At 66.9% G+C, this 18261-nt stretch carries 20 protein-coding genes; all 20 read right to left on the reverse strand.

The features are described from left to right. Nucleotides 1-29: 29 nt before the first annotated feature. Nucleotides 30-887, reverse strand: a complete 858-nt coding sequence (locus MVF96_RS24005; protein ID WP_247452208.1) for an RAMP superfamily CRISPR-associated protein — start codon at nt 885-887, stop codon at nt 30-32. Continuing rightward, the gene (locus MVF96_RS24010) at nt 887-1333 is read right to left on the reverse strand and encodes a hypothetical protein (RefSeq protein WP_418930456.1); all 447 of its coding nucleotides are present in this window, start codon (nt 1331-1333) and stop codon (nt 887-889) included. The genes MVF96_RS24005 and MVF96_RS24010 overlap by 1 nt, the downstream gene beginning before the upstream one ends. After that, nucleotides 1330-1836, reverse strand: coding sequence for a hypothetical protein (locus MVF96_RS24015; protein WP_247452209.1), 507 nt, complete (start codon nt 1834-1836; stop codon nt 1330-1332). The genes MVF96_RS24010 and MVF96_RS24015 overlap by 4 nt, the downstream gene beginning before the upstream one ends. A 263-nt stretch (nt 1837-2099) precedes the next feature. After that, nucleotides 2100-2426, reverse strand: coding sequence for a hypothetical protein (locus MVF96_RS24020; RefSeq protein WP_247452210.1), 327 nt, complete (start codon nt 2424-2426; stop codon nt 2100-2102). A gap of 85 nt (nt 2427-2511) precedes the next feature. Beyond that, nucleotides 2512-3069, reverse strand: a complete 558-nt coding sequence (locus MVF96_RS24025) for a hypothetical protein (protein WP_247452211.1) — start codon at nt 3067-3069, stop codon at nt 2512-2514. A gap of 152 nt (nt 3070-3221) precedes the next feature. Then, nucleotides 3222-3674, reverse strand: coding sequence for a hypothetical protein (locus tag MVF96_RS24030; protein WP_247452212.1), 453 nt, complete (start codon nt 3672-3674; stop codon nt 3222-3224). A gap of 19 nt (nt 3675-3693) precedes the next feature. After that, nucleotides 3694-4401 carry a hypothetical protein gene (locus tag MVF96_RS24035; RefSeq protein ID WP_247452213.1) on the reverse strand — a complete coding sequence of 236 codons (708 nt, stop codon included), beginning with the start codon at nt 4399-4401 and terminating at the stop codon, nt 3694-3696. After that, the gene (locus MVF96_RS24040) at nt 4398-4568 is read right to left on the reverse strand and encodes a hypothetical protein (RefSeq protein WP_247452214.1); all 171 of its coding nucleotides are present in this window, start codon (nt 4566-4568) and stop codon (nt 4398-4400) included. The genes MVF96_RS24035 and MVF96_RS24040 overlap by 4 nt, the downstream gene beginning before the upstream one ends. Nucleotides 4569-4802: 234 nt before the next feature. Next, the gene (locus tag MVF96_RS24045; protein ID WP_247452215.1) at nt 4803-5108 is read right to left on the reverse strand and encodes a hypothetical protein; all 306 of its coding nucleotides are present in this window, start codon (nt 5106-5108) and stop codon (nt 4803-4805) included. A gap of 59 nt (nt 5109-5167) precedes the next feature. After that, the gene (locus MVF96_RS24050) at nt 5168-5560 is read right to left on the reverse strand and encodes a hypothetical protein (protein ID WP_247452216.1); all 393 of its coding nucleotides are present in this window, start codon (nt 5558-5560) and stop codon (nt 5168-5170) included. A gap of 17 nt (nt 5561-5577) precedes the next feature. Then, complete coding sequence (locus tag MVF96_RS24055) at nt 5578-6114, reverse strand: HNH endonuclease family protein (protein WP_247452217.1); 537 nt, start codon at nt 6112-6114, stop codon at nt 5578-5580. 215 nt (nt 6115-6329) lie between these two features. Continuing rightward, nucleotides 6330-6998, reverse strand: a complete 669-nt coding sequence (locus MVF96_RS24060; RefSeq protein WP_247452218.1) for a hypothetical protein — start codon at nt 6996-6998, stop codon at nt 6330-6332. 24 nt (nt 6999-7022) lie between these two features. Further along, complete coding sequence (locus tag MVF96_RS24065) at nt 7023-7217, reverse strand: hypothetical protein (RefSeq protein ID WP_247452219.1); 195 nt, start codon at nt 7215-7217, stop codon at nt 7023-7025. Between the two features lie 37 nt (nt 7218-7254). After that, nucleotides 7255-7521: a hypothetical protein gene (locus tag MVF96_RS24070; RefSeq protein ID WP_247452220.1), complete on the reverse strand. Its 267-nt coding sequence runs from the start codon at nt 7519-7521 to the stop codon at nt 7255-7257. Further along, entirely contained in the window at nt 7518-9329 is a 1812-nt protein-coding gene (locus tag MVF96_RS24075) for a cutinase family protein (RefSeq protein ID WP_247452221.1), read from the reverse strand. Before MVF96_RS24075 ends, MVF96_RS24070 begins: the two co-directional genes overlap by 4 nt. A 366-nt stretch (nt 9330-9695) precedes the next feature. Beyond that, nucleotides 9696-11063, reverse strand: a complete 1368-nt coding sequence (locus MVF96_RS24080) for a hypothetical protein (RefSeq protein ID WP_247452222.1) — start codon at nt 11061-11063, stop codon at nt 9696-9698. After that, the gene (locus MVF96_RS24085) at nt 11060-11692 is read right to left on the reverse strand and encodes a hypothetical protein (protein WP_247452223.1); all 633 of its coding nucleotides are present in this window, start codon (nt 11690-11692) and stop codon (nt 11060-11062) included. The genes MVF96_RS24080 and MVF96_RS24085 overlap by 4 nt, the downstream gene beginning before the upstream one ends. A gap of 38 nt (nt 11693-11730) precedes the next feature. Next, nucleotides 11731-13413 carry a peptidoglycan DD-metalloendopeptidase family protein gene (locus MVF96_RS24090; RefSeq protein ID WP_247452224.1) on the reverse strand — a complete coding sequence of 561 codons (1683 nt, stop codon included), beginning with the start codon at nt 13411-13413 and terminating at the stop codon, nt 11731-11733. A gap of 12 nt (nt 13414-13425) precedes the next feature. Then, entirely contained in the window at nt 13426-15648 is a 2223-nt protein-coding gene (locus tag MVF96_RS24095) for a hypothetical protein (protein ID WP_247452225.1), read from the reverse strand. Beyond that, a complete protein-coding gene (locus tag MVF96_RS24100; protein WP_247452226.1) occupies nt 15648-18236 on the reverse strand; it encodes an ATP-binding protein in 2589 nt (862 codons plus the stop codon). Before MVF96_RS24100 ends, MVF96_RS24095 begins: the two co-directional genes overlap by 1 nt. Between the last annotated feature and the right edge of the window lie 25 nt (nt 18237-18261).

Here is an 18261-nt window from a genome sequence, read left to right on the forward strand (position 1 = left end):
CATCGCGAACTCGCGCACCTCTCGCTCGTTCAGGTGAGCTGGTTGAGCGCAGCAAGTGCGTCGTCGCGGCCGGTGCGAACGACGCTGCGCCAGTCGGGGGTTACAGGCGCGCTAGCGCCAGACTGAGTGATGGTGGCGGTGATGCGGCCGTGGCCGGCGCCGGTGCGGCCGCCAAGGTGGCCGTGGGTGGAGAAGTGCTCGAGGATGTCAGCCAGCAGCGCGTACTCAACCGGGCTGGCGTGGGTGAGGCGGATCTGTCCGGACAGGCGGGTGCCGGCGATGAGGGTTTCGGTGTCGAGGCGAATAGGGCTGTACCCCTCGCCGGCCTCGCCGTCGACGGTGGCAGCGGCGGATAGGTCGTTGCTGTGGCTGGTGGATTCCTGGCCAAGGATGGTATGCACCGACGCCGGTATCGCCACGCCATCCGGGGGTGAGATGGGGAGTAAGTGCAGGGTGTCAGCGGTGACCGGAACGACCTTGGACACCACCAGTTTCCCGGACATGACTCGCGCGTTCGCCGCACCACCGAACAGCCCGATCAGCGGCACCAGGGTCTTGAGTTCGCGTTCCTGTTCGGGGGTCATCTCGCGGGTTGATTTGCGCAGGAACCCGCCGTTACGCAGCAAGTGCGCGGCCGCGGGGGTCAGCTGGCCCTCGTAGTTGAGGACCTCGGCGAGGAGTGTTTCGCCGGTGCGGCGCAGGATGCCGCGCCAGGCGTTGCCGGAGATGATCGGCACCACCGCCACCTGTCCGGCCGGGGTCAGAACTTTCTCACGGCGGAACAGGCTCTCGATCGAGGCTGCGTTGCGGGTGTCGTCGCGGTGCACGATCGACGTCGTGGCGGTGATGTCGAGATCGAACACCGCACTGATCAACGGTTGCCCCATCAGCCCTCCCCCGCCTGTGCGGATTCGGCGGCTGCGCGGCGGTTGTCGGCGACGGTTTCGGTGATGATCCGGACCCGCAGGATCAGGGCGGGTAGCTGGTCGCGGAGCAGGTTGAGCACCGGCGCCGACGGCTCGGTAAGTAGCTGGGCGACCTCGAGGCGCCGCGCCCGGTCGGTGACCGTGATGGGGAGGGCTTGGGCCAACAGGGACCACCAGGTGGCCAGGCTGTCGGCGCGGTAGGTCGCCGCCCGTACGCGGGCCGGGAGCAGCTCGTCCCAGTAGCGGTGACGGTGATCGCCGATCCAGGAGTCCCAATCCAGGTCGTAGTGCACCAGCAGCAACAACCGTTCGGCGCAGATCGCGGCCGGGTCGGTCAGCGCCGGCAGTTCCGGGACCGCGGCCCGCCATCGCATGGTCGGCGTCGACCCCTCGTCGGTCGTGCTCACCCGGCCCGCCTCGCCGTCGCGGCCGGACCGACTGGTGTGGACAGGGCGATCGCGGCGTCCCACCACGCCCCAGGGTGGGTGCGCCACACCGTCAGAGCGTCCCAGGCGGTGAGCAGCTGGGGCCACTGGTCAGCCGGCAGGGCGCGTATCAGCGTCATCGGCGGGGTGGGGTCGGTGAGCATGGCCGCACGCACCCCGGGCAGGGTGCGTAGCCATCGCAGAGCGGTCAACAACGCCACCGCGACATCATCCCACCGGATGGCCGTGTCGTCGGTGCAGACATGCCCCCACCGTGCGGTCGGGAGGATGTGGCGGCGACCACGGACCGGCACCACCGCCATCCGGTCGACCGGTAGCGGGCCGGCGGCCAGCAACTCCCCCAGCTCGGTGCGCTCAACGACGGTGCGAGCGGGGCAATGCTGATCGACAAGGTAGACGCTGCGGCGCAGTTCGGCTGTGCTGTAGGCCCATCCGCACGCCGCGCACAACCAGTCCCCCGCCATACACCCAGGATTCGGCGTCGGTGAACTTGCGGGAGACCACCGACAGCGCGGCCACCAGCGGTAGGTCGGTGGCCCCGCAGCAACAGCACCACTCCCCCTGCTCGGGTAGATCGGCCGTGGGTGGGTTCGGCCGGCCGGCGGCGGTCCAGGCCGTGAACGCAGGAGACCCGGCAGCCGAGCGGGTCTGGGACCTCCTCGGCTGCCGGGCCTGTCGGGAACGCGATACTGCGGGCGAACCTGATATGTGAGAAGTGCTGGTAAGCCTACCCATTCAGATGTCGAGAGGATGTCTTGACGTCAAGAATTTCGTCGCCGTCGATGTCGACGTCGCTGCCATCGTCGTGGAGGGCGATCAGACGCACGGTGGTGGTGCGTTCGGTGAGGGTGAATGCCTCGGTCTCGCCGTAGACACCGTGGTGGCGGGCGGTGATGCGCACGAATCCCGCACCCGTGGCGGTGTCGGTGAGCGTGTGGATCGCGGTGACGTGAGCAGGCTCGGGGCCGTCGAGGAGGATGTCCCCGACGGTCAGTTCCTCGGCGCGCCGCTCGAGCGCAGCGGGAAGTGGCGCCTGCTGCCCGCCGACGGTCATCGGTGATCCTGCCAACGCCGTGTCCGGCGTAGCCGCTGGCTTGTTGTGGGTGAGGTCTCTACTCGCAACCGCACGTGGCCCGATGCTATCCATTAGCGTTGCCACGCTTGGGGCGTCGGTACTGATCGACCAGCGTCGCCGGTAGATAGCCGGTGGCATCGACAGTGCGGTAGTCCAGCCGCCCACTCATGGCCCGGTTCTCCGCGGGGCCACTGTGCGGGCCGTGCCAGATGGTCGCCGCGATGACCGTGGCCATCGCCAGCCACGGCGCCGTCGCAGCGAACTGGAAGACCACCTCGGCAGACATCGCAGTGTGCGAGACACTTCCTTCCGCCCCAGCCGTACGTAGATCGGCGAATCCGCCCGACAGCCACCGGGTAACGGCGGGAACACCGTGAGCCGACGCCACCACCGACAGTCCGGTACCAGCCCCAGCCACCCCGACGGCGGCCACCCCGATCGGTCTCGGACACTGCCCGCGCACGGTCTCGATCAGCCACACCACCGCATACGACGCCGTGGTCGTGGCCACCGCCAACAGCACACCCAACACCAGCAGCGCGGCAACAAGGTTGCCGATCGCGATCAGCACCGGCCCGACGGGCGGGGCACCGATCTGGGTCAGTGCATAGAGCCCCACCATCAATATCGCCGCGCACACCGCTCCGTGAAGTGCCGCAATACCCCAGTGCCGAATCCACCGGAGCCGCACCTGCGTGTGGACAGGCTCATCAACGTCGTGGTCGGCAAGGCGAAACCACCACGAGCGCGGACCCCATGCGGCGGTGGCGGGGGTCACCGTGCAGCTCCGACGGCTGCGTATTGCGTGTCTGTGGTGCTGTCGCAGTGAACCATCCATCGATGCGACAAAGTCACCGTGGCGTCGGGAGCGTCGTCGAACCGCACATCGAACAGATACTCGGTCAGCTCCTCGACACAGCTGGACAGAGCATGTCCGCCTGTCTGTTGGCGGCGGTAGTCGTATTCCGGGTCGGTGAGTGTGCGTCGCATGACCACGACCTCGGCGCGATCGTTGACCACCACACCGGTACGACCGGCCCACTCAGGCGGGATGGGGTTGTTGTCCGGATCGCGGCTGGGCACGACGAAACAGTCCGCGTTCTTCCAGGACCGGATGGCCACAAACACCTGCGCGGGCTCAAAGTTGCCGATGGCTGCACTTAGCCCGGTAAGGACGCCACAGACATCAGTGACCGGTTCAGATCGACCAGTGCGGTTGTGCCGCATCGCCGTTCCTTCCTTTGGCTTATCGATGTGTCTGCCAGGTATGTGCCGGCGAGCCCGGTTGGACGTGAGTGCGCTGGTTAAGGGTGCGTAGCGTGCGATCGGACCCAACCAGTCCGATGCCGGTGCTGGTGGCGATCGCCGCCACCAGCACCACCACGAGGGGGGCTATCGCGTGCTGCCACAACGGTTCCCCAGTGGCGGTGTACACCGTGGCCATCGCGACGCCGGTGAGTAGCACCACCATCCACCGGTAGTAGGTGCGCGGTGGTTCGACGGTGGCCATCAGCCCCAGGAGCAGGCCGGCCGCGGTGGCGACCCCGGCCACTGACCAGCCGATCGCTTCACCCACAGGTAGCGGGAGACGGGACCAGGCGCTGGTGGGTTCGATCTGGGCGAGTACGGAGTTGGCGCAGTACACCGCGAGCCAGACGGTCAGTGCGACCGCTACAGCGGTGACCGCGACCCCGGCGGCGAAACTGCCCGGGTGTCCGACAAACAAGCCCAGCCGCGCTGGTTCCGGCTCGATGCGGTAGTCGTCGCGGGGTGGGTCTGGGGTGAGCCACGGCGGGGTCGGCGCCGCAGTTGGCTGGTGCGGTTCAGGCTGAGTGAACTCGGCGGTAGGTGTCGGGCCGCGGCTGTAGGACACGGTGGCGGGTTCGGGTTCGGGTGCAGCGGAGTAGGCGATCGGTCGGGCGTCGGAGGGGTCGGGGCGGGGCGTGTTGGTCATGACTGGTACATCTCGGCGAGGGTGAGGATGCGGTCGGTGTTGTCCGGATCGGCGATGTCGATTCCTGCGTCCTCGAGTTCGCGAGCCAAGCCGCCGAGGTCGACTTCGTGGCCGTCGGGTAGGTCGAGTAGCTCGGCCAGCACGTTGCGGGCGGTTGTGGCAGTCATGGCGTTCGCCTTCCAGAAGGTCGTCGGGTGGGATGCATTGGGGGTCCGAGGGCCGAGGCTCGGGTGGCTCCCGCTTCGCGTCCTGTGCGGTGCACAGCCGGTGCGGTTGGGGGCCGGGCCCGCGCTGTCGTCGTCCAGGACGGCGCGGGAGCCACCCGAGCTTCCTCGTCTCCGTTCCGCGTTGACCTAGTTGGGGGCCAGACCATGTCACGGACCGGAGGGGTCTCTATGGGGTTATGCCGACCAGGGGCTGATGGCCCACCATTGGCCGTTGCCGGCGCGGTAGCAGGTTCCGAACCGGGGGCCGAACTTCTTGGCGCCGAAGCTGGTCAACCGGTTGGCGGTCGGCGCACATTGTGCGGCGCTGTCGTGGGGTCCGATGCCGAATGCGCGGTGGCCGTCGACGGTGCCGATCGGGGTCACCGCGGCCGTCGCCGGGGCGGCGATGGCCGTGCCGAGTCCGGTGGCGATCGAGGCGGCGAGCAGCGCTGCGGTCGCAGTGCGGCGCAGGCCGCGGTTGTGGGCGGTTGTGGTGGTCATGGCGCTCTCCTGTGGTTTGTTCGGTCTTGTGCTGGCTGCGCCCTGGTGAGCGCCCGACGTCACCACGCCGCCACTGCCTCGCAGCGGCGGACCCGATGACGAAGAATTGCCTGCGCAGCGACGAGCGCGGTGCACAGGATCACGATCGTGAGGTACAGCGCCCAGGACACCGATGCGACGGCGTTGACCCATGACGCGAGGGTCAGAAACCACACGGCGGCGGGACGTAGCAGCGCGAGAAGCGGCTTGTTTCCGAATGCTGCCGCCGCTATCAGCGCAGCAACGGCCATCACGACACCAGAGATCATCAGCGCGGCGAGGCTCTGCCACGGTTCGGCGAAGCTCACCGCACCGAATCCGAAAAGACCTCCTACGGAGACGATTACGAACAGTGCAGACCGCAGCCAGGAGCGCAGGGCGTCGAGGTCCTGAGTATGGGGAGTAGTGATCATCAGCTCTCCTGCGGTGGTCAGCAGTGTCGTTGGGCAGTGCCCTGATCGGCGGTGGTGATGGGCAGCTGGTAGTTCACGGCGACCCGGAGATAGGTAGCGATGTAGGTGCATACGTAGTCAGGGTTGGGTGGTAGCCATTCGGCGATGGGTTTGGAGCCTTTGGCGCTGTTGGCCGAGCCGTCGGCGGCCAACAGGTTGCTGGGGTCGTTGGCGAAGCTGACCCGCTTGGCCAGTGGCCAGTTGTGGGCGCCGGCATGCCAGGCTGCCTCGAGCGGGAACACGTGGTCGATCTCGATGTCGCTGCTGGTGGTGCCTTTGCGGAACTGGAGGACCGCGCCGGTGTAGGGGTCGGGGTCCAGGACGCCGGAGAGGACTGTGCAGCCGCGGGTTTTCGGGTCGAGCTGCACGTGCGTGAGCTGTGACCTGAGGATGTCGTTGCGTGTGTCGCATCCGTTGTGCGACAACGCCGCATCCGAGTCGTCGGTCCAGGCCGGGCCGAACACGCACCCTTTGCCTTTGCGGCATGACCGCTGGTAGCCGGGTTCTTCGTTCATCGTGGGAACTACTGAGGCAGTGCGCAGGAGCGCCTGGATGTGAGCGGCGTCGACTGGGTCCGTGGTCGGGGGTGGGATGTCGGCAGATGCCGGGGACAGGACTGACAAGTAGCGGGTGATCGCGTCGGTGGGGTTGTGCGGGTCGATGAATCCGGTTCCCATTCCGAGGCCAAGAACTACGGCGACGGCGATCGCTAGGCGTATCAGGCGGCGCATCAGTTGCCCGGGGCTGGTTCGGTGGACGTTGACGGATTGGCGGGCGTGCGGTCGGTGAGCTTGCCGTCGACCTGTTTACCGGCGGTTACGTGGACGGTGACCTTGTCAGCGGTGGGGCCGGTTTCGCTGTTCGTGCCGGTTGCCACGATTCCGAGTTGGGTGAGGGTGTAGTCACCTTCGGGTACCGCGAGCACGATGGGCTCTTTGCCGGTGATCAGATCGAAGGTGGTGCCGATCGGCAGTCGCACGCTCGCCGGTTGCGGCGCGGGAGTTGCTGCCTCCGAGGGATTGTCGGTGCGTGTCGAAGGTTCGACTGCTGATGTCGGCGGCGTGGTGGTCGTCGGACTGGGATCGGTCGTGGCACTGGGGGTCGTGGTAGTCGTGTTGTTGACGCGTTCGAACTGGATCACCGAGTTCTCCACCGGTGTCCCGTCGGTGGTGACGTGGCTGATGGTGAGCACGCCGATCTTGTCGGTGGGTCCGTCGCCGGGAGCACTCGGGGCGTCGTCGGCACGCGCCAGACCGATTCCGGTGCCGACAATCAGGACGGCGAACACCAGGGCCACAATTGCGACGGCGAGTGTGCCTCGTCGGCCCTGGGGCTGCGTGGTGCGTCCGGGCGCGGACGTGGGGTCTGCGCCGGGGATGGTGCTGTGAAGAGAGGTCATGGCTGAGGGTCCTCCGGGTGACGTTCAGGCGATCCGGGCGCTGGTGAGGCCTGTGTAGGTGTGGGCTTCGGCGGCGGTGAGGATGAGGTGCTCGTTGGCTGGATCGCTGGGATCGATACCGGTGTCGGCGAGTTCGCGGGCCAAGCTGGTGAGGTCGACCTCGTCGTCGGGTCCGACATCGAGGATGTCGGCGAGCACCAGTTCTGCGGTGGTGGCCATAGCGGAAACCTCCAGTTCGGGTCGGCGACGAAGCGGTTCAGTTGCGGTGCTTGAAAGCGTTGGGGTTGTTGGGTGCATGGATGGGCTCGCAGCGCGCACCGAAGACGTAGCCGGGGTGCCAGCCGCCGCCGGAGATGTACTGAGTGCCGGGATGGCACGGGACTCGGGGCGGGTTGAGCGCGTGAGCGTCCGCAGACGGGTGGGGGGCGCTGACGAGCGTCAGGACGGCGGCGATTCCGGCGAACAACAGGGTTGCGGCCAGGCGCCGACCGGGATTAGGCGTGTGACGGCTGTTGGTGCTCATACGCTGGTCCCTCCGACGACGGTGGCGATCCGCTGGTTGATCCAGTCAGCGAGCCATTGGGTGGCACTGCGGCCGTGCTTGTCGACGGTGAGGTTGCCGTAGCTGACGTGGGACTGTGAGCCGAAAAACGCTGCGGCGTCGAGCCCTTGGGAGACCAGCTTCGTCAGGTCGCTGGCGTTGCTGGAGGTGGCCAGCTCGGTCAGCGATCCGGCGAGGCCGGCGAGGTTCTTGGTCTGGGCGCCCTGGATCAAAGTGGCGGTCTGTGACGACACCTCGGTGGGCTGACCGAGGAGTTGGGGGTCGGTTTTGGCCGCGGTGCCGGTGAGCATGCCGCTGGCTACCGATGCGATGTCGAGGCCGATCGGGATGAGTCCTGCCAGCGCGGTCGGGTTTTTGAGCGCGGCCCAGGCGACTTCCTGTGCTTGGCCGATGTCGTTGGCCAGGCGGACGATGTCGACGTTGCCGATGATCGAGAGCACCATCGCGGCGATCTGGGTGTAGCCGTACGGGTCGGGGATCATGGCCAGGACTTGCGAGGCGGCTTTGAAGTCGATCTGGGCGGCCATGGCCACCAGAGGCCGGAACAGGTTGTTGAGTTCGCCTGCGATGCGGTGGCTTCCGTCGATGTCTGCGGCGGCGATCCGCGCGGGCAGGGCCTGCAAGTTGGCGATGATCTTGGGCAGGTTGGCAGCCATGCCGCCGACGCCGCTGGCGACGTTGGTGAGCTGGTCGACGAGGACTTGGGGTTGCAGCACGGCGAGGACGTTGCTGGCGGTAGTCAGGGTGTCAGCGGGGGTGGCGGCGACTGGTGCGATCTGGTTGGACAGGCCTTTGGCGGTGGAGGTCAGTTGCTGGGCCTCGGGAGTGTTCGCCGGGAGCGATGAGGTGCTGAGCTGGCCGGCGGTCTGTGCGAGCTGACGTGCTGTGCCCACGGCTTGGGAGAGATCGGCCTTGTTGACCGCGCCGAGCACGGTGGACGCTGCGTGCTCGGGTGAGTTTGCGGGTGCTGATCCGAGCCGCTGGGCCAGTCCAGGATCTCCGGCAACCGACGTAGCGATATCGACGAGCGGGGAGAGGGTGTCGACGAGGGTCGATGCCGTCTGGGCCAGCTGGTTGGGGTTGACCGAACCGTCGGCCGGGGTGGCTGCGCTGGTGAGGTCGGCATGCGTGGTGCTGATGCCGCCCAGAGCTTCCGAATCGAGGTTGCTGGTCAGCGATGTTGCCAGCTCGTCGGCGGTACCAGGCCCGCTTGTGGTCGAGTCGGGGGTGGGGCCGGTGGGGGTGGCCCCACTCTGGCTGAGGATGGTCCCGAGGCTGGCCAGTAGGCCGTCGCGTTTGGCGTCGACACCGCAGTACAGGTCTGCACTGCGGCCGGGGCCGGCGGGGGCGCAAATGGTGGCCACTTTTCCTGCCAGGGCGCCCATCCCCTGTTGGCGGGGCCCGGCGATGCCGGTGGTGCCCACCGGCTGCGGTCCCACACCGACCTCGCCGGCTGTGCCCCGCTTCGGATCGGCGAGCAGCGCTACGGCCAGGACCTGATCTGGCTCGAGGGGGCCCTTGCCGTTACCGATATTGCTGGCCACGTCACCGGCGACGTCGGCACCCTGGGAGAAGCCGCCGAACGCGACCTTGATTGCCCGGCAGGCGGCCGTGATTTTCGACAGCTGAGTATTGAGTGCGCGCACACCGTCGGCCTTCGACGCACCATAAGTCGTTGTACGGAACGCATCCGCGGTGTAGGGGGTGTAGATGATCTGGACTGCCGCACCGTATTTCGCCGCGATGGGGTCGGTGATCTGCTTGAGCATCCCGTCGCTTGATGCGGACTGGCGGTGGGTGTGGTCTCCCAGGTGCCCGGCACCATCACCACTGCCACCTTCGGGCAGCTCGGCGCCGCCGAGGATGCCGCGGGCATGAGGAAGGTCGCGAACACAGCGATGACGAGGCTGAGGCACGCGGCAGGAACGCCCACTGCTGTCGCCCGGCTTAGCCGGCGTCGTGACCCCTTCGCGACGGTCATCTCACTGCCCCCTCCGCGGCTACGCGAACATACAAGCCATTTATCAAGAACAAATATATGCACAATCGTACTACGGGGCTCCCCCAATAGACGTGCGGTTTACCTGGCTACGGGCGTGTCACCGCATGGGCGGCGACCGGCTCCCTCCTGCGTGTTACGCAGGCGGAGCAAGGGACGCCAGGAGTTCGCGCATCCCTTCGGGGACTGTGTAGGTGGCAGCCACCACCGGATAGTGCAGCTCGGGGAGAGCGTCTGGTCGCGGATGGCTCTCAAACGCCGTCGTCGCCGCGGTTTGAAGTGTCACCACGTAGCCAATCGGGTTGGGCTCGACCGACCATCGTGGGGCGGGCCGATCCGGCTCGTCGAGAGGGTCGAACCCGAAGCGCTCAACGCGTTGTGCACGCGACTGCCGAGCGGCCGCGCGGTTGAGAGACTCCCAGGCGGTGTCTCTCGCGGAGAAGATGCTGTAACCGGCTGCCACCGCGCCCGCGGCGGCCAGCGCAAGCCAGGCCGGACCTAGCAGGGCCGCGACAACGAGCCCCACCAGGGTGGTGACCACCGCGGTATCACGCAAATATCGCAGCACTGTATGGCGGCGTGTGCGGGGTATCCAGATGCCCGTGTCGTGCGCGGCGCGTTCCTCGGCAGTGATGGTGTCGTCGAGGAGTTCCTGCCAACGCTGATGCCAGCGTTCGTCGACGTCGGCGATCCAGGTGGTGATCGTGAAAGCGCGTGTGACCCAGTCGGTGAAGAACTGGCCGTCGCTGGTCTGCCGCCAGATCGCGAACGCCTGCCGGTCGTGTTTGAGCGAGTCGTGGGCGTAGTCCTGGGCGAGTTGGCGTTGCTGGTGCCAATGCGCGAGCTGCGCATCGAGATACTGCGCCGCGGGCGCATCGTTGATAGCGGTGGCCTCGCGGAGTTGGCTGGACAGGTCATCGATGTGGCGGCCGTACTGCTCGTAGTCGACGTCGAGACGTTGCTGCTCGCGGCGATAGAGCCAGATCTCCTCGGCCATGGTCACGTAGTCGTAGTCCGGGGTGAGCTCTGCTGCCGAGGAGTCGGTTGCCGATGCCTCTGGTGCGTCGGAATCGGCCTTCGAATAGTGCGTGGTGACTTGGGTGACCGCGCGCAGCGCGTTGGGCAGGTCGGTATCTGTCCGCAGCAGTGTTGCGGTCGCGTTGGCCGGCGCGGGGTATTGGGCGGTGTCGGGAGACAGTTCGCTGCTTTCGTAGTCGCCTAGGGGCATCACGGTGGTGACGATGTCGTCGAGAGTGGCGGCGAGGTCGCCACAGCGGGGGCATTCGGCGGGAAATCGTTGATCGCGCAGGATCGCCCAGTGCTGATCGCACAGAAGGTAGTCGATGTTGGTGCCGGCACAGCAGTCCCGCACGGTGATGCCGTAGCTCACGGTGCGAGGTTGGGCGATGGAGTACAGAACGCACCAGTCGCAGGTCAGTTCGGTGTCCTCGCTCATCGCGGGTGCCTCTCGTGTGTGGTCATGGTCGTTGTCGTCGGCGGTCATTGCTGGACTGAGAGTCTAGTGATGCGCCAGGCACCGGTGGTGTCTTTGCTGACGGTGGTGTACACCGCGAACGGGCTCGGCGGGCGCCCGGCCGGACGGCCTGCGGGGTCGGTCACCTGGTGGGTGATGGTGACGATGCGCGACACCGCGGTTGGCGTGTCGGGATTGTCGTTGCTGGCGGGGATCGACACGATCGGTGTCACGGTGGCGCGGTCGTTCGTCCACTGGCGCCATTGGGCTCCGGTGATCGGGGCCAGGGAAGCGAATCCGGCGTCGATACCGGCGGGCCCGAGCAGTGGTTCGGCGCGGCGGGCGGCAGCGAGTTGTGTGGCGTCCTCGCCGGGTCGGTAGGTGAACAGCGCTTCGAGTCCGGTGCGCATGACCGCGATTGGGTCGGCCGGGTCGACGTCGGTGAACGGTTCGGCGAATCGCGGTGGAGCCGAGGCGGTGCCGCTGGCGTCAGTGCGTGGGTCCTGTCCTGGTGCGATGGTGACCGGTGAGGACGCGGCCGGGGGCTGAGTGTCCGGGGTTGTCGGGTCGTCGGTGAAGGCGCCAGCAAGAACTAGTACAGCGGCGATCAACGCGACGGCGCCGACGATGGTGGCTGCGATGGCCAGTGGTCGTTTCATGTGGAAGGCCCCCAAGGCTTTCGGTTGTGTTGTGCGGGTTAGTGGTAGCGGCGGAAGGTGATGGGTTTGGAGAAACCGTTGTGGATGTTGTCGATACGGACCTTGGTGCCTGACTGAGGGGCGTTGACCATTTTCCCTCCACCCATGTAGATCCCGACGTGCGTGGCGACGCCCTCGCCGCCGAAGAAGACCAGATCGCCAGGCTCGGCGTGTGCCTCGTCTGGTACCGGGATGCCTCCGGTCGACTGCGGTTGGGAGGTGCGGGCGATGGTCTTGCCGGTCGCTTTGTGCACCGCGTAGCGGGCCAGCGCCGAGCAGTCCCAGCCGGGAATCGCGTAGTCCTGGTGCGCATCGCCGGCGCCACCGTCATCACTGATTCCCTTGGTGGGTCCATTGAGGTCGCCACCACCCCAGGAGTAGCGGATACCCATCTGAGAGGCAGCAGCGGCGACGATGTTGGGTCCGGCCGGTCCTCCGGGTCGGAATCCCTCGATGTCGGCACTGCCGGGTACCGGTGCTTGTGGGAGGCACGCCCCGCCGCCGGGGGCTGTGTTGCCGTTGCCGGGAGCGGCGGTGCCGCTGGGGTTGGTGCCGGTGGTGGCCCAGGCGGCGGGATTGATGGCGTGGCCGCCGTCGAAGTCGCGGTGCCCGCCATCCCACACCTCGAAATGCAGGTGCGCACCGGTGGATTGGCCGTTGTTTCCGACTTTGCCGATGAGCTGCCCGGCGGTGACTTTCTGCCCCTTTTTGACGAGGACGCCATCGGGATACATGTGGCCGTAGACGGTAGCGAACAGTTTGCCGTCGATCTGATGGTTGAGAACGATCCACTGCCCGAACCCGCTGGCGGGGCCGGCGTCGACGACCGTGCCGTCAGCGACGGAGTAGAACGGCGTGTTGACCGGAGCGGCCAGGTCGATCCCCTGGTGCTGTTCGCCGCCGCGCGGACCGAACGGTGACGACACCTGGTAGGTACCGTCTTTCATCGGCTTGACCTGAGTGCCCGGCGACGCGCTCTGTTCCGGAACCGCCGCAGCTGCATCGCTACCGACGGTCTCCACATAGTCGGTGACCTGCGAGTTGTCGGACAGCGCGGCAACGATCTTGGTTGCCTGCCCCATGTATTCCCGAGAGGCCTCAGCGCCGGTGGAGTTGCCCTGTACCTCGTGGCCTGCTTGGGCGGGGTCCATGCCCTGCCAGTTGGGCAGTTTGAGTAGGGCGTTGAGGAACCTGTCGGTGGCGATCGCCGGGTTCATCAGCTCTTGCGGGGTGCCCCATCCCCACTGCGGTTGCTGCTGGAGGTAGCCGATCGACCTGCCGTTGTAGCCCACGCCGTCGTTGGGTAGCGACATCGACTCGGGCTCAGCAGGATTGGACAGGTTCCTCAGACCGGATTCGTCGAGTCCGACCGCGATGACGATGATCGCTGCTTTGGCCGGCAGTTTTCGGGCCGCGACCCTGCCGACCGCGGTCGCGGCGATCCGCGTCTGCTGCGGGTTGAGGCCGGCGATCTGTGCCCCACCCGGAGCCAACTCAAGTGTCGGGATCGGCCCACAGGCGCCGCCGCTGCCGCCGACCATCATCACCAGCATCAATGGCGGCAGTAGGAACACGACCGGCACGACAGCGAGCAGCCACAACCACCACCGACGCTTCCCCGGAGCGTCGGGGGCGGGTGGGCGTGTTGGCGTGGGCGGTGCAGGCGCGGTGGTGACTGTCACGGCCGCCCTCGCTCAGCGAACGCTGGTGGGTTGTGGCCCACCAACCTGGCCACCGGCTCGACGGGCGGCATCGCGCGCCGGCGACGCCGGCCGAGGTGCCGGCGGAGTCGGTGCAGGCGGCGCCGGCGTCCGCCGTGGGGACGGAGAACCCGCTGCGCGGGGCGTGGGCACCCAGACTTGCGTGCCATCAGCCGATGTTCGCGGACGGAAGCTGCGGTTGTCCTCGGCTAGCGAGCGAACGCGGTCGGTGGCCGAACGAGCGTCGGAGGGCCGAGTAGCCGCAGAGACTGCGCCGCGGGCGGAGGCGATCGGCGGAGCGCTCGTACCGGTAGGGGTGAGCGGGCGGTTCTGGATGTCGCGAACCTTGGTGACGGTCTCATACAGCGCCTGTGAGCGTCGGCGGGTGTCGTCGGGGCTCGACGCTGCACTACCCCCTCCTGTGCCCATGGGGACAGGAGCAGGACCCGACGACGCTGCAGGGGCGTCGGTGGCAGGAACATCGTCGGCGGTGCGCGCACCTGATGTGGACTCGCCCAACTTGGCGGCCACGGCCGCCGCGGTTTGAGTGGCGGCGTACTCGGCGCCGATCTTGGCTGCCGTCGCCGCGACAGCCGACGCTCCGCCGGTGCCGACAGCGGCCACGGCCTGCCCGCCGCCGGAGACCACCTTGCCGACAGTGCCCCCGACCTTTCTGGCGGTGTTGTAGCCGTGCTTGACGGCCTGGGCGCGGGCCAGCATCTCGTGCGCCGACGGTGCGGTCTTCTGTTTCACGGCCACCGGCGATGCGCCCGGTCGCCGCGACATGATCTCGGTGAGTCGGTCGGACCACTTGTTCAATCCGAGCATGCCTTTGCGGAACATCACCAGAGCAATGAGGATCAGGACGTCGGCGATGAGCACGGTGGCCATCAGCTGGACGTCGTCTTTGTCGAACACCGAGGTGATGATGATGCAGTAGGCGCAGGTGAAGATGACCGCGAAACACACCTGGAGCAACGCCATAGCGACATCGGCCAGCGATCGCATCAGTTGGGTACGGAACATCGGTGCGATGCCGAGCAGTCCGCCTGGGATCAGCTTCACTCCGTTCCACAACGCCACCACGGTCGCCAGCACCACCCGTCCGGCGAGGTAGAGCGCGAACAGGAAGACCAGACCTGCCGCGGGTATCAAAAACATTGAGGCAATGGCCTGTTCGGGTCCGGGGTTCTCGGCGTAGTCCTTCATTTGTTCGCCCCCGGGGCATTTGCCGACCGCGTCGCGGACGCGGGCTTTGGCGTCGTCGCCGCCGGGCAGCACGCTGTCGACTGCGCCGCCGACCAGGGGGATGTCTTCGACGCTGTCGCGGATCTCCCCGAGGGTCGAGCGCTCGGGGGGCTTTTTCAGGTAGGCCTCGTCGAAGGCTTTGACACACGCGGCGGCGCCGTCTTGTTTCGAGGTGTCCAGGACGCGACCGAAGTTGAGTAGTTGAGTGGGCTGGCGAATGAATGTGTCGGTGAGTTGTCCTGTGAGATCGTCGATTTGGGCGTCAGGGTTTCCGTTGGTGTTTCCGTCGTTGCCGATGCCGGTGGCTACCTCGAGTGAGTAGTCCTTGGCCTTGGAGATCAGTCCGTCGTCTCCGGCGAGGGTGGCGACCGGGTTGGCCAGGAACCCCAGCACGCCGGCGGCGATGATCAGCGACATCAGCAGCTCGTAGAGGCCGGTGGCATAGCGTCCGCGAAAGAGCCACAGCGCCACCGCAAGACCGGCCAGAGTGAGCATCAGCGGCCGCATGTGCAGTTGCCCGGTCAGCGAGGTGACCGCGTCTGCGATGTCGGAGATGGGGCTGGTCACGATGTCGAGCCATTTGAACGACAGAGCCTGCTTGATGAACCAGATCGCGATCATCACCACGCCGCGGTAGGCGTTGTACTCCAGGTTGATGATCCAGGCCCACACCGCCTTGATGGGGCTGGTGGCTCCACCTTCGTCGATCGAGAGGTAGTAGTCGGCGGAGTTAATGCCGTGGGAATCCTTGATGTTCATCCAGCCGAACAGATTGCGTAGAGTGCTGCTCGCAGCGCCGTCGGCCGCCTCGGCGGTCGGTGCGAGGACCAACATGATCGCACCGACCAGATGCCACACGGCGACCAGAATCAGCAGGCGCCGCGCCCACGGCCGCGACCACACCCATCGGGCCGCGCCGCGCACCGGGCGCGGCCATTCGAGGCGGATACCGGGAAGCTGCGGGTGCATCAGAGCACCTCGGGGGTCAGGGTCTTCGTGGTCGTCTGCGTCTTCTTCTGCGGGGTGGTGGTCGAGCTGGCGGTTTGGCGGTCGGTACGGAACGAGCGCAGGACTTTGATACGGCCCACGGCGCCAGAGGCATCGCGCATGTAGCCTTCGCCGCGGCGTTCTGGCTTGACGTAGGGCTTGTCGGTGGCGTGCCGTGCTGGACGGGTGATCGGAGCGGTGTTGGTGGTGTATTCCTCCAGGACGTCTTCGGCGTCGGGGTCCAGCCCAACCCAGTCCAGGGCTTTGCGGGCGAGAGTTTTGTCAGTGTGACGCATTGCGACGCGGGTCTTGAGTAGGCCGCGCAGTTCCTGACTGCCGAATTCGCAGTCCTGATCGCCGAGGATCGCTGCGGCCTTTTCTTTGCGGCCGCGTTTGACGACTTCGGTGATGATCTCCAGACCGTCGGCGCCGGAAAGGATGTGAGCGACCTCGTCGGTAACCAGCGCCGACATCTGGGCGGGGTCGGCGTACATGATGCCTTGCGACAGTTTGGCGATGTGGGTGTAGATGACGTGGCCGTACTGCTTTTCCGGGGTCAGGTTGTCGAACAGGTGCTCTTTTTCCATCTGCTCCCGGGAAGGCAGTGAGACGTCCTGGGTGCGGAACACGATCGCGGGTGCGTCGATCGGCAGCGGCGGCAGGGTCTCGTCGAACAGGGCACGGGCGTAGGTCTTGCGGGAATGGACCTCCAGGGCGCGGCCTACCTCGAGCGCGCCGTCGAGGGCGCATTCGCCCGAGAGCAGGTGTTTGACCATTCCGCCGGTACCGAGGTAGGGGTGGCGGGCGCGGTAGCTCTCCGAAAGAACCTCGGACAGCAAGGTTGCGCGCGAGTCTTGCACCCGCAGTCGCAGCAGTGCGCGCAGGATGGTCTCGGTCTGTTCAGCACCTTTGGCCCCGCCGAAGATGAGCAACGGATCGAGGCTGTAGCCCGCGTCGACCATGTCGACGACGACCGCATGCGCCACTGAACTGGCCCAGCGGGCGTACTCCCCTGAGGCCGACTGGTCGATCACCAGGACCTGTCCGCCGCGATCGACGATCTGGCCGGCGACGAGCTTGATGAACTCAGACTTGCCGGCGCCGAGTTCACCGGTGACGCCGACCGAGTTCGACACGTCACGTTCGGTCAGCGCCGAGACGTCGTAGTGCACCGCACTGGGGACGTGAGTGGTGATGCACAGCGCCAGCAGCGGCCCGCTCGGATCGCCCAGGGAGGCCGCGACGACGGGAACGAACGCGCCGAATTTGCCGCTGGTGGTGATCTGGGTGAACTCGGCGAGCACCCGGGGCGCCGGCGCGCCGGGCACCATCGCCCACCACAGGTCCTCTTGGTATCCCAACGGCTGGGCGAGGCGGAACTGCTGGCTGGCGAACTCGGTGGCCAGCGCGGTTGCCGCGGCCTGGGCAGCCGCCGCGGTGGTGCCGGAGGTGGCGAAGATCGCTGTCCAGCCGACCTCGATCTCATTCTTGTCTGATTCGAGCAGGGTGGAGTACTCGGCGAGCGCTTCGGCAGCGACGTCGAGGACACTGCGGCCGGTGGAGAGTTCCCCTTCGCGCTGGTGGAACTGGTCATTGAGCTGTTTGAGCGCTTTGCGGTTGCGACGCAGCACATCTCCCCCGGCGCGGGTGACGATCCGCAGGGCGAAATCGACGTCGACCGGGATCTTGGCGTCCGGGCGCGCCGGGTCCTCGACGGTGATGGATTCGGCCAGGGTGAAGAACTCCGAACCGGGAAAGTGGGTGCCGCCGGCGGGAGTGTCGGTGATGACCGACAGCGTCTGATAGGACGGCGGGGGCGGGTCGACCTCCCACGGGGTGTCGATCTTGAGCACGGTGGTGAACCTCGATGGTTTGGACTTCCCGCCCGAGTCAGCTCGGTCACTCAGGGCGCCCTCGTCGAGCCGAGCAGCCGTCAACGCGCCGGCTGTTTTCGATTCAGGAGTGTCGGCGGCCACCGGAACATCGGGATCGACGAACAGGCCGCGTCGCAGCATGTGATTCCACAACCACACCGCTTGCGCCGGGGTGGTCGGGACGGGGTTGAAGACCGCGGGAATGCTCGCCGCGATCCGGCGGGCCTGCTCGCGGCGAGCCAGCAGCTCCTCGGCCGGCACTCGGGAGTGCGGCAGCCCCAGGATTTCCGTGGCCGAATGCCAGATGGCGCGCCCGGCAGTCGCGGCCTTCTCTTTCACCGAGGTGCCCGTCAGTGGCACCGAGAGCCAGTACACGCGGGTGCCGGGGCGGAACTGGCCGATACTGCCCAGGGTGGCTTCGCATTCGGACAGCCATGCCTCGTGTTCGTCGAGGTCGACCCCGTCGAGCATGCGTTGCACGATCAGTTCCGGGGTCTCATCGGCGGTGAGTCCCAGCAGGATCGCCTCGCCGGGTAGGGCGCGCGCCAGCATCGTGTGGGCGTTGCGGACCCCTTCCTTGTCAGCCAGGCGCCGGTAGCGATATGGCAGGCCTTCGAGGAGGTAGTCGGCCCATACCGTGCCGTCGCGGGTGAAGCGCAGGTTGCCGGTGAGGGCGTAGGTCGGTTGACGCTGCACCACAACGCCACTCCTTTCGGTCTGG

The organism is Gordonia hongkongensis, assembly GCF_023078355.1.
GTDB classification, from domain to species: Bacteria; Actinomycetota; Actinomycetes; order Mycobacteriales; family Mycobacteriaceae; genus Gordonia; species Gordonia hongkongensis.